Consider the following 20,775-nt stretch of genomic DNA (forward strand, 5'->3'; position numbering starts at 1 on the left):
GCCGGGTGAGGGAGTACCTCCTCGTCTTCCTCGTCGCGGCCTCGTCCACCTACCTGCTGACCGTCGTCGCGCGGGAGATCGCGCTGCGCTCGGGGGCGGTGGCGCGGGTCCGCGACCGCGACGTCCACGACGAGCCGATCCCCTACCTCGGCGGGCTGGCGATGCTCGGCGGCCTGGTGGCGGCCTACCTCGTGGCCCGCGAGCTGCCGTTCCTCTCCTCGACCTCGCCGGTGGTCTTCCGCGACGCCGGCATCGTGCTCATCGCCGGCGCGCTGATCTGCGCGGTCGGGGTGCTCGACGACCTCTTCGAGCTCGACGCGCTCACCAAGCTCGGGGGACAGGTGCTCGCCTCGGGCTTCCTGGTCGCCTTCGGCATCCAGTTCTTCTTCTTCACCGATGCCCGCGGCAACGTCTTCGCGCTCGACGGCAGCCAGGGCGCACTCCTGACCGGCTTCCTGGTCGTCGCGACGATCAACGCCGTCAACTTCGTCGACGGCCTCGACGGGCTCGCCGCGGGGGTGGTCGGCGTGGGCTCGCTGGCGTTCTTCACCTTCTGCTACGCGCTCACCCGGCTCAACGGCGCCGAGCGGGCGACCACCTCGGCGTTCCTCTCGATCGCGCTCGCCGGGGTCTGCATCGGCTTCCTGGTGCACAACTTCCACCCGGCGCGGCTGTTCATGGGCGACAGCGGCTCGATGCTGCTCGGGCTCGTCCTCTCGGCCAGCGCCGTCACCCTGTCGGGACAGTTCTCGCCCGAGCAGCTCGCCGCGGGTGCCGGGGGAGCGCGGGCGAGCCTGCTGCCCACCCTGCTGCCCGTGCTGCTGCCGATCTCGCTGCTGCTGGTGCCGATCGCCGACCTGGTGCTGGCGGTCGTACGCCGCACGCGGGCCGGGCGCTCGCCGTTCGCCCCCGACAAGCAGCACCTGCACCACCGGCTGCTCGAGATCGGCCACAGCCAGCGCCGTGCGGTGCTGATCATGTGGCTCTGGGCCGCCCTGGTGGCGTTCGGCACCGTCCTGGCCAGCCTCTACAGCGGCACCTGGGTGCTGCTGGCCGTGGGCGGCATGACCGCGGTGACGATCGCCGCGACCTTCGTGCTCCCGGTGCTCACCAAGCCGCGTTTGCCCGGCACCGAGGATGCCTGAGAGGGTGGCAGCGCCCTGATTTTCCGTGCCCTCCGGACTTTGTGCTAACTTTCACAAGCGCCCGCAGACGGCGCAGCACACGCCAACCCAGGACGGCCGCCGATGATGACGACCGAGACGCGCAGCGAGGCTCGCGCCGGCTCTGCCGGCGTGGCGAGCACCGAACCGCGGGTCCTGCTCGGGACCATCGCCGTCACGGCCGCCGCAGGCGCGGTCGCCTCGCTCCTGGGCCTGCTCGCATCGGGCTCCGACGCCCTGCTGGGAGCCGCGGTCGGTGCGCTCACGGTGCTGCTGGTGCTGACCTTCGGCTGCACGACCCTGGCCCTCGTCGCCCGGATCCTCCCCTCCGCGACCCTGCTCGTGGCGCTGGTGACCTACCTCGCGCAGGCCGCCGTGCTGCTCCTGGTCTTCGTGCGCATCTCCGAGATCGACGTCTTCGCCGACGGCCCGGGGCGCAGCTGGCTCGCCCTCGGCCTCGTCGCCGCGACCCTGGCCTGGATGACGGCCCAGCTGGTGCTCACCCTGCGCTCGCGCCAGCCCTACTTCGACGCCCCCTCCGACCCCGCCGTCGAGCACGAGGCCGGTGGTCAGCGGTGAGGGCGCGGACTGTTAGTGTTCCGAGCGCGATGGCGCGCCCCGGATCACCGACCTCTCCGGAGTCGGGCGACCCCCAGGGCGCGACGCGACGAGAGTCGTACGGCGACCCGTGGCAGGCCTTCGGCTACCTCGTGGCCGGCGTCCTCTTCTACGGCGCTCTCGGCTACCTGCTCGACCGTTGGCTGGACACCCGCTTCCTCGTGGTGGTGGGGATCCTGTTCGGCGCCGGGCTGGGCATCTACATGAGCTTCGGTCGTTTCGGTGGTACCCGAACCACGACCGCTCCGCACCACCCTGACGACCCCGCCCCGGACGAGCCGAAGGAGCCGCTGCAGTGAGCGCGACCCTGATCCCCGCCATCATCTCCGCCGCCGAGGGCGGCGACGGTGAGTTCGTCCCGCCGGGGCCCTCCAGCTTCGACCTGCCGCCGTTCGCCAACCTCGGCGGCTTCGAGATCACCAAGCCGATGGGCCTGGTCGTGCTCTCGGCCGTCATCGTCATCGGCTTCACCGTGCTCGCCTCGCGCAAGGCCGAGGTCGTGCCCGGTCGCCTGCAGTTCGCCGGCGAGGCCGTCTACGGCTTCGTGCGCAACTCCATGGCCCGCGAGTCCATCGGCGGCGAGCACTTCATGAAGTTCGTGCCCTACCTGTTCTCGCTCTTCCTGTTCATCCTGGTGAACAACTACTACGGCATCCTGCCGTTCCTGCAGTTCCCCAGCTTCTCGCGCATCGGCTTCATCGTCCCGCTCGCGATCATCACCTGGCTGCTCTACATCGGCGCCGGCATCTACGCCCACGGCCCGTTCGGCTACCTCAAGCACGCCACCGTCCCGGGCGGCGTGAGCGGCCCGATCCTGCTGCTCCTGGTGCCGCTGGAGTTCATCTCCAACATCCTGGTCCGCCCCTTCACGCTCACGCTGCGTCTGTTCGGCAACATGTTCGCCGGCCACCTGCTGCTGATCCTGTTCGCCACCGGCGGTGCGGCCCTGCTCACCTCCGGCAACATCGGCTACGGCGTCGTCGGCGTGCTGTCCTTCGGCCTCGGCATCGCGGTCAGCTTCCTCGAGATGCTGGTCATGTTCCTGCAGGCCTACGTCTTCACCCTGCTCGCCTCGATGTACATCGGCGAGGCCCTCGCCGACGAGCACTGAGGCCCACCTCCTCGCTCCACCGCAAGACACCAGCCCGGGACCACAGAGGCCCCGGACAACGAAAGGAAACACCGTGGATGGCTCGCTCAACCTCGTCGGTCTCGGTCTCGCCGCGATCGGCCCGGGTGTCGGCATCGGTCTGATCTTCGCCGCCTTCATCAGCGGCGTCGCTCGCCAGCCCGAGGCGCGCGGCAACCTGCAGTCCATCGCGATCCTGGGCTTCGTCCTCGCCGAGGCGCTGTTCATCATCACCGTCGCGCTGGCCTTCGTCCTCTAGCCAGCGTTCCCACCAGGGAGAACTGACCCATGCAGAGCTACATCGTGCTGGCCGCGGCCGAGGGGGAGGAGCACAGCCCCCTCGTCCCGATCTTCTCGGAGATCGTGTTGGCCCTCATCGTGTTCGCGATCGTGCTGTTCGCGGTCACGAAGTTCGTCGTGCCCCGCTTCGAGCAGGCCTACGCCGAGCGCACCACCGCGATCGAGGGTGGCCTGGCCGCGGCCGAGACCAAGCAGGCCGAGGCCGACGCCAAGCTCGCCCAGCTGGAGGCTCAGCTGGCCGATGCCCGTCACGAGGCCTCGCGCATCCGCGAGGAGGCCCGTGAGCAGGGTGCGGCGATCATCGCCGAGATGCGGCAGCAGGCCCAGGCCGACGCCACCCGCATCGTCGAGAGCGGCAAGGCTCAGATCGAGGCCGAGCGCCAGCAGGCCGTCACGGCTCTGCGGGCCGAGGTCGGTGCCCTGGCGACGAGCCTCGCCGGTCGCGTCGTCGGCGAGAGCCTGGAGGACGACGAGCGCTCCTCGCGCGTCGTCGACCGCTTCCTGGCCGACCTCGAGACCATCGAGGCCTCCGAGGCCGCCGGCTCCAGGGGCGTCTGATGGTCCACCCGCTGAGCTCGCTGCGCGGTTCGTCCGCGGAGGCGCTGCACGACCTCGGTGACCGGCTGGACTCCGGCTCGCTCACCGAGGAGCAGTACGCCACCCTCGGGAGCGACCTGTTCGGCGTGGCCGCGCTCCTGCGCAGCGAGCCGGCGCTGCGGCGCACCGTCACCGACGTCTCCACCGCCGCCGAGGCGAAGTCGTCACTGGCGCGCCAGCTGCTCGACGGCAAGGTCTCCGGCCCCGCCGTCGACCTGGTCGCCGACGCCGTCGCCAAGCGCTGGGTCGCCGCCCGCGACCTGGCCGACACCCTGGAGCACCTCGGGGCTGTCGCGGTCGTCCGCTCGGCGGGTCGCGAGGCGGCCGGCCGGCTGTCCGACGAGCTGTTCGTCGTCGGTCAGACGGTGGAGGCCAACCCCGAGCTGGGGACCGCCCTGTCGGACCCACAGCGCTCCGCGAGCGACAAGGCCGGGCTCCTGCGCGCGCTGCTCGCCTCGAGGGTGCTGCCCGCGACGATGACGCTGGCCGAGCAGGCGCTCTCGGGCTCCCACCGCTCCTTCGGTGCCGCCATCGGCGAGTACCAGAAGGTCGCGGCGGCCACCTACGGCGAGGGCGTCGCCCTCGTCACGGCAGCGCGTGAGCTCACCGACGCGGAGCAGGAGCGTCTCGCCCGGGCGCTCTCCGCACAGTACGACCGCCCCATCCACCTCAACCTCGAGGTCGACCGCTCGCTGCTGGGCGGTCTGCGCGTCGAGATCGGTGACGACGTCATCGACGGCACGGTGCTCGCCCGCCTCGACGAGGCGCGTCGCCGCCTCGCCGGCTGACCCGCACCCCGCACCACACCCAGAGCACCCGAAGCGAAGCTCAAGAGAGTAGGGACAGACCAATGACGGAGCTTTCGATCCGCCCGGACGAGATCCGTGACGCACTGCAGAAGTTCGTGTCCGACTACCAGCCCTCGGCCGCGGCCAAGGAGGAGGTCGGCACCGTCGCCACCGCCGGCGACGGCATCGCCCGCGTCTCGGGCCTGCCCTCGTGCATGGCCAACGAGCTCCTCGAGTTCGAGGACGGCACGCTCGGTCTCGCGCTGAACCTCGACACCCGCGAGATCGGTGTCGTCATCCTCGGTGACTTCGAGGGCATCGAGGAGGGTCAGACGGTGCGCCGCACCGGCGAGATCCTCTCGGTCCCCGTCGGCGACGCCTTCCTCGGTCGCGTGGTCGACCCGCTCGGCACCCCGATCGACGGCCTCGGCGCCATCGAGTCCAGCGAGCGCCGCGCGCTCGAGCTGCAGGCACCCGGCGTGATGGCCCGCAAGTCGGTGCACGAGCCGCTCGCCACCGGCATCAAGGCCATCGACTCGATGACCCCGATCGGCCGCGGTCAGCGCCAGCTCATCATCGGCGACCGTTCCACCGGCAAGACGACGATCGCGATCGACACGATCATCAACCAGAAGCAGAACTGGGAGTCGGGCGACCCGGACAAGCAGGTCCGCTGCATCTACGTCGCCATCGGTCAGAAGGGCTCGACCATCGCCTCGGTGCGTGGCGCCCTCGAGGAGGCCGGCGCGCTGGAGTACACCACCATCGTCGCCTCGCCCGCTTCGGACTCGGCCGGGTTCAAGTACCTCGCCCCCTACACCGGCTCGGCCATCGGCCAGCACTGGATGTACGACGGCAAGCACGTCCTGATCATCTTCGACGACCTCACCAAGCAGGCCGAGGCCTACCGCGCGGTGTCGCTGCTGCTGCGCCGCCCGCCGGGCCGCGAGGCCTACCCCGGTGACGTGTTCTACCTGCACAGCCGCCTGCTCGAGCGCTGCGCGAAGCTGTCGGACGAGCTCGGTGCGGGCTCGATGACCGGCCTGCCGATCATCGAGACCAAGGCCAACGACGTCTCGGCCTACATCCCGACCAACGTCATCTCGATCACCGATGGCCAGATCTTCCTGCAGTCGGACCTGTTCGCGGCCAACCAGCGCCCGGCGATCGACGTCGGCGTCTCGGTCTCCCGCGTGGGTGGCTCGGCGATGACCAAGGCGATGAAGGCCGTCACCGGCTCGCTCAAGGTCGACCTCGCGCAGTTCCGCGCGATGGAGGCGTTCGCGATGTTCGCCTCCGACCTCGACGCCGCCTCGCGTCAGCAGCTCGACCGCGGTCAGCGCCTGATGGCGCTGCTCAAGCAGCCGGCCTACTCGCCGTACCCGCTCGAGGAGATGACCGTCTCGCTGTGGCTCGGCACCACCGGCCGCCTCGACCGCGTGCCGGTCGAGGACGTCCTCCGCTTCGAGCGCGAGTTCCTCGACTACCTGCGCCGCTCGCACGACGGCGTGCTGTCGACGATCCGCGAGACGCTCAAGTTCGACGACGACACCGACAACGCGCTCGGTGACGCCTACACCTCCTTCCTCGACCAGTTCGAGACCTCCGACGGCGGCTCGGTCAAGGCCGGCTCGGCCAAGGAGGAGGCGCTCGAGGACGACGAGCTCGAGCAGGAGCAGATCGTCAAGCAGAAGCGAGGCTGACCCACCGATGGCTGTATCGCTGCGGGAGTACCGCGCGCGGATCAAGTCGACCGAGTCGATGAAGAAGATCACGCGCGCCATGGAGCTCATCGCTGCCTCGCGCATCATCAAGGCGCAGCAGCGGGCCCAGGCGGCCGCGCCGTACGCACGCGAGCTGACCCGGGCGGTCTCCGCCGTGGCGACGTACTCCAACGTCGACCACCCGCTCACCAAGGAGGAGACCGACCCCAAGCGGGCGGCCGTCCTCGTCGTCACGAGTGACCGCGGTCTGGCCGGGGCCTACTCGGCGAGCGTGCTCAAGGAGGCCGAGCGCCTCGCCGAGCGGCTGCGCTCGGAGGGCAAGGAGATCGACCTCTACGTCACCGGTCGCAAGGCGGAGGCCTACTACCGCTTCCGCGGTCGCCCGGTCGTGCAGGCCTGGACCGGCTTCTCCGACCAGCCGTCCTACGAGGTGGCGGCGGAGATCGGGCGCACGCTCATCGCCTCCTTCGTCAAGGAGCAGGGCGAGGAGGGCGACGTCGACGAGGTCCACGTCGTCTACACCCGGTTCCGCTCGATGCTGACGCAGGAGCCGACGGCCGTGCGGCTGCTGCCGCTCGAGGTCGTGGAGGCCGAAGAGGGTGGGTCCAGCGAGGCACCTCAGAAGACCGAGCTGCTGCCGCTCTACGAGTTCGAGCCCTCGCCGGAGCGCGTGCTCGACGCGCTGCTGCCGCAGTACGTCCAGAGCCGCATCTTCTTCGCCCTGCTGCAGGCGGCCGCCTCCGAGCTGGCCGCACGTCAGAAGGCGATGAAGTCGGCGACGGACAACGCGGACGAGCTCATCAAGAAGTACACCCGGGTGGCCAACCAGGCGCGTCAGGCCGGCATCACCCAGGAGATCAGCGAGATCGTCGGTGGCGTCAACGCGCTGGCCGACGCCCAGGCCGAAGCGTAAGTAGGGAGTAGAGACATGACCGCAGTGGTCGAGGAGACCAAGGAGACGGGTGCCGGCGCCGTCGGGCGCATCGCACGCGTGATCGGGCCGGTCGTCGACGTGGAGTACCCCGTCGACGCGATGCCCGACATCTACAACAAGCTCGAGAGCGACCTCGAGATCGGCGGCGAGTCGCGGGTCCTCTCCCTCGAGGTGGCCCAGCACATCGGCGACGGCATGGTCCGCGCGATCTCGCTGCAGCCGACCGACGGCCTGGTCCGCGGCGCCCAGGTGCGCGACACCGGTGCCCCGATCACCGTGCCCGTCGGCGACGCCACGCTCGGCAAGGTGTTCAACATGCTCGGCGAGCCGCTGAACCTCAAGGAGGGCGAGACCCTCGACGCCCCGGAGCGGTGGAGCATCCACCGCAAGGCGCCGGCGTTCGACCAGCTCGAGTCGAAGACCCAGATGTTCGAGACCGGCATCAAGGTCATCGACCTGCTCACGCCGTACGTCCAGGGCGGCAAGATCGGTCTGTTCGGTGGTGCCGGCGTCGGCAAGACCGTGCTGATCCAGGAGATGATCGCCCGCGTCGCCAAGGACCACGGTGGTGTGTCGGTGTTCGCCGGTGTCGGTGAGCGCACCCGCGAGGGCAACGACCTCATCGTCGAGATGGAGGAGGCCGGCGTCATCGGCCAGACCGCCCTCGTGTTCGGCCAGATGGACGAGCCGCCGGGCACCCGCCTGCGGGTCGCGCTGTCTGCGCTGACGATGGCGGAGTACTTCCGCGACGTGCAGAACCAGGACGTGCTGCTCTTCATCGACAACATCTTCCGGTTCACCCAGGCCGGTTCCGAGGTGTCGACCCTGCTGGGCCGCATGCCGTCCGCGGTGGGCTACCAGCCCAACCTCGCCGACGAGATGGGTGTGCTCCAAGAGCGCATCACCTCGACGCGTGGTCACTCGATCACCTCGATGCAGGCGATCTACGTGCCGGCCGACGACTACACCGACCCGGCGCCCGCGACGACGTTCGCGCACCTCGACGCCACCACCGAGCTGTCGCGCGAGATCGCCTCGCTCGGCATCTACCCGGCCGTGGACCCGCTGACCTCGACGTCGCGGATCCTCTCGGCCGAGTACATCGGCCAGGCGCACTACGACTGCGCGATCCGCATCAAGCAGATCCTCCAGCGCAACAAGGAGCTCCAGGACATCATCGCGATCCTCGGTGTCGACGAGCTCTCCGAGGAGGACAAGATCATCGTCTCGCGGGCCCGCCGCATCCAGCGGTTCCTCTCGCAGAACACCTACGTCGCCAAGCAGTTCACCGGCATCGAGGGCTCCACGGTCCCGGTGTCGGAGACGATCGAGGCGTTCAACAAGATCGCCGACGGCGACTACGACCACGTGGCCGAGCAGGCGTTCTTCATGTGCGGCGGTCTCGACGACGTGGAGCGCAAGTGGGACGAGATCCAGAAGAGCCTGTGACCCATGGCTGACTCACTCACTGTCGAGCTGGTCGCGGCCGACCGCGTCGTCTGGTCCGGTGCGGCCACGATGGTCATCGCGCGGACCGTGGAGGGCGACATCGGCGTCCTCCGCGGCCACGCGCCCGTCCTGTCGGTCCTGACGGAGGCGGTCGTCGAGATCACCAGCGAGGACGGCTCCGTCGTCTTCGCGGTGGCCGACGGCGGCTTCCTGTCGGTGGCCGGCGACCGTGTCTCCATCCTGTCGGAGCACGCTGAGCTGTCGGCCGAGGTCGACGTCGACGCGGCCCGCGCCGCGCTCGAGGAGGCCCGCTCGGGCTCGCTGCCCACCGGCGACGAGACCCAGCGCCGCATCCGCATGGCCGAGGCGCGCCTGCGCGTCGTCGAGCGCGACACCTCGAGGTAACGCCTTCGACCGGGGCCCCGCTGTGGGCCCCGGTCGCGAATGGGAGGATGCCAGGGTGCCCGTCTGGTTGACGCTGCTGGACGTCGCCGGCGCCCTGGTCGCCCTCGTGATCCTCTACGGGCTCGCGCTCGTCGTACGCCGTCGCGTGCTGTCACGCCACGGCGGCACCTTCGAGCTGAGCCACCGCATGCGCCCCGGCGACGAGCCGGGGCGCGGCTGGCTCCTGGGCCTGGGTCGCTACTCCGGCGAGCAGCTCGAGTGGTTCCGGATCTTCACGCTCTCGCCGCGTCCCAAACGGGCCTGGACCCGCGGGTCGCTGGCCTACGAGCGGTCCCGTGAGCCCGAGGGGCTGGAGCGCAACGTGCTCTACCCCGACCACGTCGTCGTCGAGTGCGAGACCGCGTCCGGCCCGGTCGACCTGGCGATGGGGCGCGAGTCGTTGACCGGCTTCCAGGCGTGGCTGGAGTCCCGCCCGCCCGGGACGGACTGGTCGCACTGAGCTCTCCCCACGCTGCCGCTCGCAACGCCGTCTTCGCGGTCTTCGCCTTCAACGGCGTCCTGTTCAGCTCCTTCGTCTCGCGCATCCCCGACGTGCGTTCGGGGCTCGACCTCGACAACGGTGCCCTCGGCCTGCTGCTGCTCGCCATCGCGGCGGGCTCGGTGCTGGCCCTGCCCTCGGCGGGGTTCTTCATCCAGCGCCACTCCGCGGCTCTGGTGGTGCGCACGGCGGTCTGTCTCGACGCGGGTGGTCTGCTCTGCGCGGCGAGCGGTGCCGTGCTCGGCATCGTGCCGCTGACCGCCGTCGGGCTCTTCTGCTACGGCATCGGCACCGGGGTCTGGGACGTCGCGATGAACGTCGAGGGTGCCGAGGTCGAGCGACACCTCGGCCGCTCGATCATGCCGCGCTTCCACGCCGCGTGGTCCTTCGGCTCGATCGCCGGGGCCGCGATCGGCGTACCGATGGCGGCACTCCACGTGCCGATCCCGCTGCACTTCGCCGCGGTCGGGGTCGTCAGCGCTGCCGCGGTGTTCCGCTGGACCCGCTCGTTCCTGCCCGTCGTCGAGCCGGAGCCGGGGGAGTCGGCCCCAGCCTCGGCCGGCTCCGCCTGGCTCGAGCCCCGCACCCTCGCCATCGGCGTGATGGTGCTCGGCTTCGCCGTCGTCGAGGGGTCGGCCAACGACTGGCTCAGCCTCGCCCTCATCGACGGCTACGAGGTCGACCACTGGGTCGGCGTCGCGGGGTTCGCGGTCTTCGTCTCCGCCATGACCACCGGCCGCCTGCTCGGCCCCAACGTGCTCGACCGCTGGGGGCGCGTGCGCGTGCTGTGGGCGACAGCATTCTGCGCGGCCCTCGGGATCGTGCTCACCGTCTTCGGCACGGTGGCGCCCGTGGTCGTGCTCGGGATCCTGATCTGGGGCCTCGGCGCCTCGCTCGGCTTCCCCGTCGGGATGTCGGCGGCTGCCGACGACCCCCGCCACTCCGCCGGCCGGGTCGCGGTGGTCTCCACCATCGGCTACACCGCGTTCCTCGCCGGGCCGCCGCTGCTCGGCTACCTCGGCGACCACGTCGGCACCCTCGAGGCACTCCTCGCCGTCGCGGTCCTGATGGCGCCCGCCGCGCTGAGCGTCACCGCGGCTCGACCCCAGACCGTCCGAGCCCCCTGAGACCCTCTGGTCACACCAGTGCCGTCTGTCCACAGGCGGCGATCGAGCGGTTCCTCCGGGCGGTGCTCCCTCGTTAGGGTGAGGCCGTCCGCTTCCGGGGGAGGACTCACATGACGTCACGCACGCTTGCTGCTCTCGCACTGGCCGGTGCCTTGGCCCTCGCCGGGTGCGGGGGAGACCCCGAGCCCAAGGTCGCCGACCCGGCGCCGAGCGCCTCGACGTCGGCGCCAACCGCGTCCGCCTCGCCCACCGCGTCGGAGACGGCTGACACCCAGCAGGCCTACCGCGACTTCATCGAGTCCTACGTCGACGCGATCTCGCGATCGCTGTCCACCGGTGATCCGAGCGAGTGGTTGGCGATGTCGTCGCCGGAGTGCAAAAACTGCAAGAGTCTCGCTCAGGGACTCGCCGATGGCTTCGCGAACGGGGGCAGGATCGACGGAGGCAGTTGGCGTGCGCTGAGCTCGCGGTTTAAGACCACAGGAAACTTGGGTCAAGTTTGGAACGTCCGCGTCGAACAGACTTCACAGACCTGGCTGTCCAGCACGGGTGAAGTAGTACGTGAATTCCCACCACGGACCGACGTGGTCGGACTCGCAATTACCGATGCCGGTGAGCTCAAAGTTCGTGAGCTAGATCTTCGGACGTCATGAAGGCCCGTATCGCCGCGGCGCTCGTCATCATCGTCCTGAGCGGGCCGGCGGCTAGCGCAGACGGTGATGACGGATCTGCCGGAGCGACCGCTGGCACCGGGGGACTATGGGGCCATGTAACCAACCAGAACCTCACCGGAAACTCGTCGCAAAACACCCCGAGCGATGCGGATCAGACCTCGGTGACCATAGATCTCGGAACGGAACTCGTGGATGGTTTCTGCGACGGTCTCAACTGGACGCCGAGTTGCGTCCCGCAAGAAGCACCGCAGGAGCAAGCCGTCGTGACGACAGCTCTGGTGACGCAGGCCTTCCAGTTCACGCCGTTGCCGCCGCAGAACCTGATCGTTCAGCCGCCGAACGGGCGGACGCTGGTGAACTTCGAGACGAACTTCTACACCGACGCACCCGAAGTGCTCCCGATCATCGCCGTGCCTCTACTGGACCAGGTCGTCGAACTGCGGGTGTGGCCGGAGTCGTTCACGTGGCACTTCGGTGACGGCCGGTCGGTGACGACGTCGGAGCGGGGTGCGCCGTACCCGACGATGGGCGTGACCCACGAGTACCGGCGCAAGGGTCAGGTGGCTCCGAGCCTGGACACGACGTACGCCGCGCAGTGGCGCCTGCAGGGGCAGGGAGCCTGGCAGCCGGTCGACGGCACGGTGACGATCGCGGGGGCGCCAGCGCAGCTCGACGTGCTGACGGCCACACCTCAGCTGGTCGGCTAGGCCCCGGACCGCGTGACGGTTGGGGCTCATGGGCACCATGGGACCGTGGTCGTCTTCGGTGTTCTCGGGCTCGTGGTGTGCGTGGCGATGACGTGGACGGGAGTGCGGCTCGTCCGGGCCGGACGCCAGCTCGAGGTGACGCCGACCGCCGAGCAGGGCAGCGTCGCGGCCCAGGTGGACCGGCGGCTGCTCGCCGCCCGGACCCGCGTCGAGACGCTGGTGATGCCCGAGGTCGAGGCGAGCGAGCTGCGGCCTTCCGCGGGCGCCTACGAGCAGCGGTCCCGGACCTACAGCGTTGTCGGCCTCGGGCTCCTCGGCCTCGCTGCCGTCTTCGCCCTGGGTGTGCTCCTGCTGCTCTGACGTTGATCGGTAGTCCGTGACGTTCTGGCCCTTTGCGCCGCGTCCTGGGGGCCAGGACGTCACGGACTACCACCCCGGCGGGCGGCCTCAGCCCTTCGAGCGCTCGCCGCCGGGGACCCAGAGCACGTCGCCCTGCTCGCGGTTGGCGTGGCGGGCGAGGATGAAGAGCAGGTCGGAGAGACGGTTGAGGTAGGTCACCGCGAGTCGGTTCATCGAGTCGCCGTGCTCGGACAGTGCCGCCCAGCCCGACCGCTCGGCGCGGCGTACGACGGTGCGACAGACGTGCAGCTGGGCGGCCGCCGGGCTCCCGCCGGACAGGATGAAGGAGCGCAGCGGCTCGAGGGTGTCGTTGTAGTGGTCGCACCAGGCCTCGAGGCGGTCGACGTAGTCCTGCTCGACGCGCAGCGGCGGGTACTCCGGGTCCGGAACCACCGGCGTGCACAGGTCGGCGCCGACGTCGAAGAGGTCGTTCTGCACGTGGACGAGCACGTCGACGACGTCGGGGTCGAGCCCCCCGACGGAGACCGCGACGCCGAGGTGGGCGTTGGCCTCGTCGACGTCGGCGTAGGCGTGCAGGCGCGAGTCGTTCTTGGTCGTGACCGAGTTGTCGCCGAGCCGGGTCTCGCCGGCGTCGCCGGTGCGCGTGTAGATCCGCGTCAGGTTGACCATGGGAGCCACAGTAGGGCCATGCCTCGTCGCGTCTGGCTCCTGGCCGTCCCCGGGTTCGCGCTCGCGGTGGCGGGCCTCTTCCACCCCCACCACCTCAGCTACGACACCTCCTACCGGTGGTACGCGCTGCACGTGCCGGGGCTGCTGGTCTTCCCCCTGGTCGGGTTGGCGCTGGCCGAGCTCGTGCACGGACGTCGTGACGCCGTCGCCTGGCTGATCCGCCTGGCGGCCTACGTCTACGCGACCTTCTACACCGCGCTCGACGTCGTGAGCGGCATCGGTGCCGGCTGGGTCACCCACGAGCTCGGTCCCGACGTACCACGACCGCGGGCGGTCAGCCTGATGTTCGGCATCGGTACGCCGCTCGGCGAGGTCGGCAGCGCAGCGCTCATCGCCGCGGCCGCGCTGCTCGTCTACGACCAGCTGCGCCGTCACCGCGCCTGGCCGGTCGTGCTGCTGGTGCCGGGGGCCGTGCTGGTGCACATCGGCCACATCTTCGCGCCGGAGGGGGTCGCCGGGATGGCCCTGATCGGGCTCGGGACCGCCGGGGCGGCCATGAGGAGGAGCTGATCAGCTGAGGCGGCGTCAGCCCCGCCCCAGCACGCACCCGAGCGACTTCTCCTCGGTCGCCGTGCCTCCGGCACGGCTCCCTCGTCGGCACCACTCGGGCACGCACCGGGACGACGCTGACATCCACCCCAGGGTGATCAGCACCTCCTCGACGGCGCGTCACGGCAACCGAACGGGCGCCCCGGACGTCTAATACGTGTGAGCCTCGACACGCTGGAGCGACCGATGGAGATCATGAGCGACGGGCCCGTCCTGGTCCTCAGCGGTGATCTCGACGTGCGCAGCACGATGCGGGTCCGCTCGGCGATCCAGGAGCACCTCGCCTCCCACCCCGAGGTCGTCATCGACCTCAGCGGCGTCGACTCCGTCGACGTCACCGCCCTGCGCGTGCTCGCGGCGGCGACCCTGCAGAGCGTGCGCGACGGCCACCACCTGCGGTTGCGGCACCCCTCGCCGGCGGTCACCCGACTCCTGCACCTGTCCCACCTGATCCGGGTCGTCGAGGTCGACCGTGGTGTCGGATAGGTAACACCGAGAGCGGTTACCACGCGTTAACTTCGCCCCTACCCTCGGAGGATGCCTGAGAAGGACCGTCCCTGGGTGATGCGGACCTATGCCGGCCACTCGACCGCGGAGGCGTCCAACGCCCTCTACCGCGGCAACCTGGCCAAGGGGCAGACGGGACTCTCCGTCGCCTTCGACCTGCCGACGCAGACCGGCTACGACCCCGACTCGCCGCTGGCGCGCGGCGAGGTCGGCAAGGTGGGCGTGCCGGTGCCCCACCTGGGCGAGATGCGCAAGCTCTTCGCCGACATCCCGCTCACCGAGATGAACACCTCGATGACGATCAACGCGCCGGCCATGTGGCTGCTGGCGCTCTACCAGGTCGTCGCCGAGGAGCAGCACCCCGACCTCTCGCCGGAGGAGGTCGCGGCGAAGCTCGCCGGCACCACCCAGAACGACATCATCAAGGAGTACCTCTCCCGCGGGACCTACGTCTTCGGGCCCGAGCACTCGCTGCGCCTGATCAGCGACGTCATCGCCTACACGGTCCACCGGATCCCGAAGTGGAACCCGATCAACATCTGCAGCTACCACCTGCAGGAGGCCGGAGCGACGCCGACCCAGGAGCTCGCCTACGCGCTGTGCACCGCCATCGCCGTCCTCGACCAGGTCAAGGCGTCGGGCCAGGTCTCGGAGGAGGACTTCGGCAAGGTCGTCGGGCGCATCTCCTTCTTCGTGAACGCCGGGGTCCGCTTCGTCGAGGAGATGTGCAAGATGCGCGCCTTCGTCGAGCTGTGGGACCGCATCACCCTCGAGCGCTACGGCGTCGAGGACCCCAAGATGCGCCGGTTCCGCTACGGCGTGCAGGTCAACTCCCTCGGCCTGACCGAGGCGCAGCCGGAGAACAACGTACAGCGCATCGTGCTGGAGATGCTCGGCGTCACGCTGTCCAAGAACGCGCGGGCGCGCGCCGTGCAGCTCCCGGCGTGGAACGAGGCCCTGGGTCTGCCCCGGCCGTGGGACCAGCAGTGGTCGCTGCGCCTGCAGCAGGTGCTCGCCTACGAGTCCGACCTGCTCGAGTACGACGACCTGTTCGACGGCTCGCACGTCGTCGAGGCGAAGGTCGCCGAGCTGGTCGGCGGGGCCACCGAGGAGATCGACCGGGTGCAGGCGATGGGCGGCGCGATCGCCGCGGTCGAGTCCGGCTACATGAAGGAGGCGCTGGTCTCGAGCCACGCCGCCCGTCGGGCCCGGATCGAGGCCGGCGAGGAGAAGATCGTCGGGGTCAACGTCTACGAGACCACGGAGCCCTCGCCGCTGACCGCCGACCTCGACGGCGCCATCCAGACCGCGGACCCGCAAGCCGAGCAGGCCGCGCTGGCCAGCGTCGAGGCGTGGAAGGCCCAGCGCGACGAGGCCGAGGTCCGCGCTGCGCTCGAGCGGCTCGCCGCCGCCGCGAAGACCGACGAGAACCTCATGACCGCGACGCTCGCCGCCGCCCGCGCCGGGGCGACCACGGGGGAGTGGGCCGGCACGCTGCGCGAGGTGTTCGGCGAGTTCCGCGCCCCCACCGGCGTCAGCGGAGCGGTCGGGATGACCCAGGCCGCCGGCGCGGCCGGGGCGGAGCTCACGGCCGTGCGCGAGCGGGTCCGCGCGACCGGTGAGGAGCTCGGCACCCGGCTGCGGCTCCTGGTCGGCAAGCCCGGGCTCGACGGTCACTCCAACGGCGCCGAGCAGGTCGCCGTACGAGCGCGCGACGCGGGCTTCGAGGTGATCTACCAGGGCATCCGGCTCACGCCCGAGCAGATCGTCGCGGCCGCCGTCGCCGAGGACGTGCACTGCGTCGGGCTCTCGATCCTCTCCGGCTCCCACATGGAGCTGGTGCCGGCGGTCCTCGACGGGCTGCGTGCGGCCGGCGCCGACGTCCCGGTGATCGTCGGCGGGATCATCCCCGAGTCCGACGGGCGCCGGCTGGTCGAGCTCGGTGTCGCCGCCGTCTTCACGCCCAAGGACTTCGGCCTGACCGAGATCATGGGGGGCATCGTCGACGTCATCCGCCGGGCCAACGAGCTCGACTGAGCCCGCCTCGGAGGACGCCAGGTGAGGTAGCCCTCACCTAGGTGAGGCTCACCTGACTTCGCTGCTACGGTGTGGTCGTGGGCAAGAAGGTGAAGCTGCCGAAGACGGAGTGCTGCGAGTCGCGCAAGAAGTGCGACCGCTGCCCGCTGCGCATGCTCAAGGAGGGCACGCTGCCCGACGGGCTCACCGTCAAGCGCCGCAAGCTCGTGACCCTCGACGGCAAGAAGGTCACCAAGAAGCAGCTCTCGAAGGCCGCCTGATGGTCTCGCCCCGCTTCGTGGAGGCGCTCAACGCCCAGATCGGCAACGAGTTCTCCGCGCACCACCAGTACGTCGCCTGCGCGGTCCACTTCGACGACCTGACCATGCCGCAGATGGCGGGCTTCTTCTACCGCCAGGCGCTCGAGGAGCGCGACCACGCCATGATGATGGTGCAGTACCTCCTCGACACCGACTCGCAGGTCGACATCCCCGGCGTCGAGGCGCCCGTGTGCCGTTTCCCCGACGTGGTCGCGCCCGTCCAGCTCGCGCTGGACCAGGAGAAGCGCGTCACCGAGCAGATCAACGGCCTGCTGCGCATCGCGCGCGAGGAGTTCGACTTCGCCTCCGAGCAGTTCATGCAGTGGTTCATCAAGGAGCAGGTCGAGGAGGTCGCGACCATGACCGACCTGCTCGCGATCGTCACCCGCAACGCCGGCGACCTCGAGGACATCGAGGGCTACGTCGAGCGCGAGGCCGCAGCCGAGGGGGCCGACCCGACGGCGCCGCGCGCTGCGGGCGCCGCCGAGGGGTGAACACCTCCCGCTCCACCCGCCCGTAGGCCAGACTCGGCCCTGTGAGCAGGATCGTGGTGGTGGGCGCCGGCGTCGTGGGACTGACGTGCGCCGTACGGCTGCTCGAGGCGGGTCACCGCGTCGACGTCCTGGCGCGTGACCTACCGCGCGAGACGGTCTCCGGGGTCGCAGCGGGGCTGTGGCGCCCGGCCCGGATCTGGCCGCAGGACCGCGTGCTCGCCTGGGCGGGCACCGCGCGCGCGGCGTACGCCGACCTCGCGGCCTCCGAGCCGGACAGCGGCGTGCGGATGCTCGACGGCACCGAGGTCGTGGCGAGCCGGGCCGAGCGGCCGTGGTGGGCGCCGGCCGTCCCCGAGCTGCGCGAGACCGTCGACGTGCCCGCCGGCCACGACGGCGGCTGGAGCCACACCGCGCCGGTGGTCGACCTGCGCCGCCACCTGCCGTGGCTGGTCGCCCGCATCGAGGCGCTCGGCGGCACCGTCACCCGGCTCAACCTCCAGGGCCTGCCGCGCACGGGTGAGGACGGGGCGGACCTGGTGGTCAACTGCTCCGGGATCGGCGCGAAGTTCCTCGCCGCCGACCCCGGCGTCCACCCCCTGCAGGGGCAGGTGGTGCTCGTCGAGCAGGTCGGGCTCGACCGGTGGGCCTACGACGCCGACGGGCCGACGTACGTCGTGCCGCGCGAGGACGACGTCGTCGTCGGCGGCACCTGGGTCGAGGGGGAGTGGAACCGCTCCGCCGACCCCGAGGTCTCCCGGGCCGTGCTGCGCCGCGCGCTGCGACTGGTGCCCGAGCTCGCGGGCGCGCAGGTGCTCGCCCACAAGGTGGGAACCGCTCCCGGCCGGGCCGAGGTGCGGCTCGAGCGGAGCGGCGACGTCGTGCACTGCTACGGCCACGGTGGGGCCGGTGTGACGGTCAGCTGGGGCTGCGCGGACGAGGTCGTCTCGCTGGTCGGCTGACCTCTCCTGAGGATTCTGAGGGGTTCGGACCCGCCGGTAGCCTCGGGGCCGTGTCTCGGAGCAGCCGGTTCCTCGTGGTGCTGCTGGTCTGCCTCACCCTGGGCGCCGCCGCGCTCGGCACCAGCGGGTCGCTGGCCTCCTCGGGCCCCCGGGCACCCCAGGCGGACGGCGGAGCGCAGCCGGTCGCCGGCGCGTCCGAGCCGCGCGAGCCCAACGTCGTCATGATCCTGGTCGACGACCTCGACTGGTCGCTGATGCCGTACCTGCCGCACGTCAACGAGCTGATCCGCGACCAGGGCGCGTCGTTCCCGAACTTCTACACCGAGCAGTCGTCGTGCTGCCCCTCGCGCGCCTCGATCCTGTCGGGGGAGTACGCCCACAACCACGGCGTCATCGGCAACGTGTGGCCCGAGGGCGGCTACGACCGCTGGCGCGAGACCCGCGAGGGCAAGGACCTGCCGGTCTGGCTCGAGCAGGCCGGCTGGCGCAGCGCGATGCTCGGCAAGTACCTCAACGAGTACCCCTTCCACCCCGGCATCGACCTGACCCGCGAGGAGAAGGACGCCCGCAAGGCGCACGTGCCCGACGGGTGGCAGGCCTGGTCGGCCGTCGTCCAGGGCAACGCCTACGCGCAGGACCACTACAAGCTCAACAACGACGGCGTCGTCGACACCGACTTCCGCGAGACCTACCTCGACACCTGGCTCGGGGAGCGGATGCTCTCGCTGGTCGGGGGCGCCGACGGCTTCGACTTCGACAAGGGCGGGCAGTTCGTCTACTACGCGTCCTACTCCCCGCACACGCCGTACGCCTACCCGCCGCGGTTCGCGGACACGTTCACCGACGAGACCTACCCGCGCACGCCGGACTTCGACGAGGCCGACGTGAGCGACAAGTTCGGGCTCACCGCGACCCGCCCGCCGCTCACCGCGGCCAAGACCGCCGAGATCGACGAGGTCTTCCGCAAGCGGATCCGCTCCTTGCAGGTGCTCGACGACAACGTCGCCCGGCTCGTCGCGCAGCTCGACGCGCAGGGCGACCTCGACGACACCTACATCATGTTCACCAGCGACAACGGCTACCTCATGGGCAACCACCGTCGCGACATCGGCAAGTACAACCAGTTCCAGGGCACGGTCAACGTCCCCTTCTTCGTCCGCGGCCCCGGCATCGAGCCCGGCACGGAGATCGACGACCTCGCGGGCAACATCGACATCGCGCCGACCATCGCCGACATCGCCGGGGCCGAGGCGCCCGAGGTCGACGGGGTCTCGCTGCTCGACCGGCTGCACGGCGGCCCACCCCTCGACCGGCGCTTCTTCCTGCTCGGCCGTGCGCTCACCCCCACGCAGGCGCAGTCGGCGACGGGGCTCGAGGAGCCCACCGAGGACTACGTCGAGACCGACCGCTCCGCGCTGCTCAACGACTTCACCGGCGTCACCAACGGCCGGTTCAAGCTCGTGCGCTACACCCACATCCCGCACGAGGAGCTCTACGACCTCGCCAACGACCCCTACGAGCTCGACAACCTGCTGCGCGACGACCAGGCGTCGTACGACGCGATGACCGACCAGGGCCGCGGCATCGTCGACGGGCTGCGGCGCGCGCTCGACCGGCTCACGACCTGCGCGGGAGACACCTGCCGCTGAGCCCGCTCCCGGCGCTCAGCGCAGGGGGGTCCCCGCGACCACGGCAGCCGTCTCGATCGGCCCGTAGACGTGGGGGAAGGTCTCCTCGACACCCGGCGCCGGCGGCTCCTCGACCACCTCGCTCGCCAGCAGGTCGGTGTCGATCTCGAGCAGCACCAGCGGCTCGGTGACGTCGGCGTAGAAGCGCTCCAGGACCCCACGCCACTGGTCTTCCCGGCTCGCGTGGATGAACCCCTCCTGCGTCAGGCTGACGCCGTACGTCGAGGTCGTGTAGGTCCCGCTGGCCTGTGCCGCCGCCCAGTCGGCAGCCGTCGCGACGTGGAAGATGCGCACCGGGCCCTCAGAACAGCCGGTGGCTCGGGTCGTCGAGCCCGCGCAGGGCGTCGTAGTCGACGGTGACGCAGGAGATGCCGCGGTCCTCGGCGAGGACGCGGGCCTGGGGCTTGATGAGCTGGGCGGCGAAGACGCCGCGGACGGGGCCCTTGGTGGTCAGCAGCGGCTCGCGGTTGAGGAGCTCGAGGTAGCGGGTGAGCTGCTCGACGCCGTCGATCTCGCCGCGGCGCTTGATCTCGACGGCGACGCTGAGCCCGGCGGTGTCGCGGCACATGAGGTCGACGGGTCCGATGGCTGTGGGGTACTCACGGCGCACCAGGGTCAGGCCCTCGGCGATGGTCGCGGGGTGCTCGGCGAGGAGCTCTTGCAGGTGCTTCTCGACGCCGTCCTTCTGCAGTCCGGGGTCGACGCCGAGCTCGTGGGAGGAGTCGTGCTGGACGTCCTCGAGCAGGATGCGCAGCGTGTCGCCGTCCTTGCCGGTGACGGTCCACTCGACCTGGCCGTCGTCGGTGGTGCCCTCGCGCACCGAGCACGGCGGCGACATCCAGTTGAGCGGCTTGTAGGAGCCCCCGTCGGAGTGCACGAGCACCGAGCCGTCGGCCTTGACCATCAGCACCCGGTTGGCCATCGGCAGGTGGGCGGTCAGCCGCCCTGCGTAGTCGACCTGGCAGCGCGCGACGACCAACCTCACGAGCGGCGAATCTAC

At 70.6% G+C, this 20,775-nt stretch carries 26 protein-coding genes; 23 read left to right on the top strand and 3 right to left on the bottom strand.

The features are described from left to right. The first annotated feature begins 5 nt into the window (after window positions 1-5). The 16 genes from GRQ65_RS20075 to GRQ65_RS20150 all read left to right on the top strand — a co-directional run bounded on the left by GRQ65_RS20075 (window position 6) and on the right by GRQ65_RS20150 (window position 12,513). On the top strand, window positions 6-1,145 hold the full coding sequence (locus GRQ65_RS20075; RefSeq protein ID WP_160879784.1) for an MraY family glycosyltransferase: 1,140 nt from the start codon (window positions 6-8) through the stop codon (window positions 1,143-1,145). 102 nt (window positions 1,146-1,247) lie between these two features. Next, window positions 1,248-1,742, top strand: a complete 495-nt coding sequence (locus GRQ65_RS20080; RefSeq protein ID WP_160879785.1) for a hypothetical protein — start codon at window positions 1,248-1,250, stop codon at window positions 1,740-1,742. Between the two features lie 29 nt (window positions 1,743-1,771). Further along, on the top strand, window positions 1,772-2,080 hold the full coding sequence (locus GRQ65_RS20085) for an AtpZ/AtpI family protein (RefSeq protein ID WP_202388422.1): 309 nt from the start codon (window positions 1,772-1,774) through the stop codon (window positions 2,078-2,080). After that, window positions 2,077-2,892, top strand: coding sequence for a F0F1 ATP synthase subunit A (gene atpB, locus GRQ65_RS20090; RefSeq protein WP_337191908.1), 816 nt, complete (start codon window positions 2,077-2,079; stop codon window positions 2,890-2,892). The genes GRQ65_RS20085 and atpB overlap by 4 nt, the downstream gene beginning before the upstream one ends. A gap of 73 nt (window positions 2,893-2,965) precedes the next feature. Further along, the gene (gene atpE, locus GRQ65_RS20095; RefSeq protein WP_160879786.1) at window positions 2,966-3,169 is read left to right on the top strand and encodes an ATP synthase F0 subunit C; all 204 of its coding nucleotides are present in this window, start codon (window positions 2,966-2,968) and stop codon (window positions 3,167-3,169) included. Window positions 3,170-3,198: 29 nt separating this feature from the next. Beyond that, window positions 3,199-3,768: a F0F1 ATP synthase subunit B gene (locus GRQ65_RS20100; RefSeq protein ID WP_160879787.1), complete on the top strand. Its 570-nt coding sequence runs from the start codon at window positions 3,199-3,201 to the stop codon at window positions 3,766-3,768. Continuing rightward, window positions 3,768-4,595, top strand: a complete 828-nt coding sequence (locus tag GRQ65_RS20105) for a F0F1 ATP synthase subunit delta (protein ID WP_160879788.1) — start codon at window positions 3,768-3,770, stop codon at window positions 4,593-4,595. The genes GRQ65_RS20100 and GRQ65_RS20105 overlap by 1 nt, the downstream gene beginning before the upstream one ends. 62 nt (window positions 4,596-4,657) lie before the next feature. Beyond that, window positions 4,658-6,298: a F0F1 ATP synthase subunit alpha gene (gene atpA, locus GRQ65_RS20110; protein ID WP_160879789.1), complete on the top strand. Its 1,641-nt coding sequence runs from the start codon at window positions 4,658-4,660 to the stop codon at window positions 6,296-6,298. A gap of 7 nt (window positions 6,299-6,305) precedes the next feature. Continuing rightward, window positions 6,306-7,232 (top strand): F0F1 ATP synthase subunit gamma, encoded by a 927-nt coding sequence (locus GRQ65_RS20115; protein ID WP_160879790.1) that lies wholly within the window; start codon window positions 6,306-6,308, stop codon window positions 7,230-7,232. A gap of 15 nt (window positions 7,233-7,247) precedes the next feature. Further along, a complete protein-coding gene (atpD, locus tag GRQ65_RS20120; protein WP_160879791.1) occupies window positions 7,248-8,702 on the top strand; it encodes a F0F1 ATP synthase subunit beta in 1,455 nt (484 codons plus the stop codon). A gap of 3 nt (window positions 8,703-8,705) precedes the next feature. Next, window positions 8,706-9,107: a F0F1 ATP synthase subunit epsilon gene (locus tag GRQ65_RS20125; RefSeq protein WP_160879792.1), complete on the top strand. Its 402-nt coding sequence runs from the start codon at window positions 8,706-8,708 to the stop codon at window positions 9,105-9,107. A 55-nt stretch (window positions 9,108-9,162) separates the two neighbouring features. Continuing rightward, the gene (locus GRQ65_RS20130) at window positions 9,163-9,606 is read left to right on the top strand and encodes a DUF2550 family protein (RefSeq protein ID WP_160879793.1); all 444 of its coding nucleotides are present in this window, start codon (window positions 9,163-9,165) and stop codon (window positions 9,604-9,606) included. Beyond that, entirely contained in the window at window positions 9,564-10,772 is a 1,209-nt protein-coding gene (locus GRQ65_RS20135; RefSeq protein ID WP_337191909.1) for an MFS transporter, read from the top strand. The genes GRQ65_RS20130 and GRQ65_RS20135 overlap by 43 nt, the downstream gene beginning before the upstream one ends. 110 nt (window positions 10,773-10,882) lie before the next feature. Further along, entirely contained in the window at window positions 10,883-11,425 is a 543-nt protein-coding gene (locus GRQ65_RS20140; protein WP_160879794.1) for a hypothetical protein, read from the top strand. Continuing rightward, complete coding sequence (locus GRQ65_RS20145) at window positions 11,422-12,153, top strand: hypothetical protein (protein WP_160879795.1); 732 nt, start codon at window positions 11,422-11,424, stop codon at window positions 12,151-12,153. The genes GRQ65_RS20140 and GRQ65_RS20145 overlap by 4 nt, the downstream gene beginning before the upstream one ends. Before the next feature lie 45 nt (window positions 12,154-12,198). After that, window positions 12,199-12,513, top strand: a complete 315-nt coding sequence (locus GRQ65_RS20150) for a hypothetical protein (RefSeq protein ID WP_160879796.1) — start codon at window positions 12,199-12,201, stop codon at window positions 12,511-12,513. Between the two features lie 87 nt (window positions 12,514-12,600). On the opposite strand, the gene GRQ65_RS20155 is transcribed toward GRQ65_RS20150, so the two are convergent. Continuing rightward, the gene (locus GRQ65_RS20155) at window positions 12,601-13,182 is read right to left on the bottom strand and encodes a cob(I)yrinic acid a,c-diamide adenosyltransferase (RefSeq protein ID WP_160879797.1); all 582 of its coding nucleotides are present in this window, start codon (window positions 13,180-13,182) and stop codon (window positions 12,601-12,603) included. A gap of 18 nt (window positions 13,183-13,200) precedes the next feature. Between GRQ65_RS20155 and GRQ65_RS20160 the strand changes: the two genes are divergently transcribed. From GRQ65_RS20160 to GRQ65_RS20190, 7 genes are all read left to right on the top strand, one after another. Further along, the gene (locus tag GRQ65_RS20160; protein WP_160879798.1) at window positions 13,201-13,752 is read left to right on the top strand and encodes a hypothetical protein; all 552 of its coding nucleotides are present in this window, start codon (window positions 13,201-13,203) and stop codon (window positions 13,750-13,752) included. 225 nt (window positions 13,753-13,977) lie between these two features. After that, window positions 13,978-14,277 carry an STAS domain-containing protein gene (locus GRQ65_RS20165; RefSeq protein WP_160879799.1) on the top strand — a complete coding sequence of 100 codons (300 nt, stop codon included), beginning with the start codon at window positions 13,978-13,980 and terminating at the stop codon, window positions 14,275-14,277. Window positions 14,278-14,328: 51 nt separating this feature from the next. Continuing rightward, window positions 14,329-16,335: a protein meaA gene (locus GRQ65_RS20170; protein WP_160879800.1), complete on the top strand. Its 2,007-nt coding sequence runs from the start codon at window positions 14,329-14,331 to the stop codon at window positions 16,333-16,335. 77 nt (window positions 16,336-16,412) lie between these two features. After that, window positions 16,413-16,595, top strand: coding sequence for a hypothetical protein (locus GRQ65_RS20175; protein WP_160879801.1), 183 nt, complete (start codon window positions 16,413-16,415; stop codon window positions 16,593-16,595). Next, a complete protein-coding gene (locus GRQ65_RS20180) occupies window positions 16,595-17,128 on the top strand; it encodes a ferritin (protein WP_160879802.1) in 534 nt (177 codons plus the stop codon). The genes GRQ65_RS20175 and GRQ65_RS20180 overlap by 1 nt, the downstream gene beginning before the upstream one ends. A gap of 41 nt (window positions 17,129-17,169) precedes the next feature. After that, the gene (locus GRQ65_RS20185) at window positions 17,170-18,087 is read left to right on the top strand and encodes an FAD-dependent oxidoreductase (RefSeq protein WP_160879803.1); all 918 of its coding nucleotides are present in this window, start codon (window positions 17,170-17,172) and stop codon (window positions 18,085-18,087) included. A gap of 50 nt (window positions 18,088-18,137) precedes the next feature. Next, entirely contained in the window at window positions 18,138-19,736 is a 1,599-nt protein-coding gene (locus GRQ65_RS20190; protein WP_160879804.1) for a sulfatase-like hydrolase/transferase, read from the top strand. A 15-nt stretch (window positions 19,737-19,751) separates the two neighbouring features. Here the strand turns inward: GRQ65_RS20190 and GRQ65_RS20195 are convergent, their stop codons facing one another. Further along, window positions 19,752-20,069 (bottom strand): DUF952 domain-containing protein, encoded by a 318-nt coding sequence (locus tag GRQ65_RS20195; protein WP_160879805.1) that lies wholly within the window; start codon window positions 20,067-20,069, stop codon window positions 19,752-19,754. A gap of 7 nt (window positions 20,070-20,076) precedes the next feature. Beyond that, window positions 20,077-20,760 carry an endonuclease NucS gene (gene nucS, locus GRQ65_RS20200; RefSeq protein ID WP_160879806.1) on the bottom strand — a complete coding sequence of 228 codons (684 nt, stop codon included), beginning with the start codon at window positions 20,758-20,760 and terminating at the stop codon, window positions 20,077-20,079. Window positions 20,761-20,775: the final 15 nt, after the last annotated feature.

Origin of the sequence: Nocardioides flavescens, from assembly GCF_009823805.1 — a bacterium.
In the GTDB taxonomy this organism is placed as follows: Bacteria; Actinomycetota; Actinomycetes; order Propionibacteriales; family Nocardioidaceae; genus Nocardioides; species Nocardioides flavescens.

Bases quoted from the DNA above. Each gene is read 5' to 3' on its own strand.
- GRQ65_RS20115 (WP_160879790.1), top strand. From the start codon at position 6,306: ATGGCTGTATCGCTGCGGGAGTACCGCGCGCGGATCAAGTCGACCGAG.
- GRQ65_RS20145 (WP_160879795.1), top strand. From the start codon at position 11,422: ATGAAGGCCCGTATCGCCGCGGCGCTCGTCATCATCGTCCTGAGCGGG.
- GRQ65_RS20105 (WP_160879788.1), top strand. From the start codon at position 3,768: ATGGTCCACCCGCTGAGCTCGCTGCGCGGTTCGTCCGCGGAGGCGCTG.
- GRQ65_RS20080 (WP_160879785.1), top strand. From the start codon at position 1,248: ATGATGACGACCGAGACGCGCAGCGAGGCTCGCGCCGGCTCTGCCGGC.
- GRQ65_RS20155 (WP_160879797.1), bottom strand. From the start codon at position 13,182: ATGGTCAACCTGACGCGGATCTACACGCGCACCGGCGACGCCGGCGAG.
- GRQ65_RS20100 (WP_160879787.1), top strand. From the start codon at position 3,199: ATGCAGAGCTACATCGTGCTGGCCGCGGCCGAGGGGGAGGAGCACAGC.
- GRQ65_RS20140 (WP_160879794.1), top strand. From the start codon at position 10,883: ATGACGTCACGCACGCTTGCTGCTCTCGCACTGGCCGGTGCCTTGGCC.
- GRQ65_RS20165 (WP_160879799.1), top strand. From the start codon at position 13,978: ATGGAGATCATGAGCGACGGGCCCGTCCTGGTCCTCAGCGGTGATCTC.
- GRQ65_RS20085 (WP_202388422.1), top strand. From the start codon at position 1,772: ATGGCGCGCCCCGGATCACCGACCTCTCCGGAGTCGGGCGACCCCCAG.
- GRQ65_RS20125 (WP_160879792.1), top strand. From the start codon at position 8,706: ATGGCTGACTCACTCACTGTCGAGCTGGTCGCGGCCGACCGCGTCGTC.
- atpD (WP_160879791.1), top strand. From the start codon at position 7,248: ATGACCGCAGTGGTCGAGGAGACCAAGGAGACGGGTGCCGGCGCCGTC.
- atpA (WP_160879789.1), top strand. From the start codon at position 4,658: ATGACGGAGCTTTCGATCCGCCCGGACGAGATCCGTGACGCACTGCAG.
- GRQ65_RS20180 (WP_160879802.1), top strand. From the start codon at position 16,595: ATGGTCTCGCCCCGCTTCGTGGAGGCGCTCAACGCCCAGATCGGCAAC.
- GRQ65_RS20170 (WP_160879800.1), top strand. From the start codon at position 14,329: ATGCCTGAGAAGGACCGTCCCTGGGTGATGCGGACCTATGCCGGCCAC.
- GRQ65_RS20160 (WP_160879798.1), top strand. From the start codon at position 13,201: ATGCCTCGTCGCGTCTGGCTCCTGGCCGTCCCCGGGTTCGCGCTCGCG.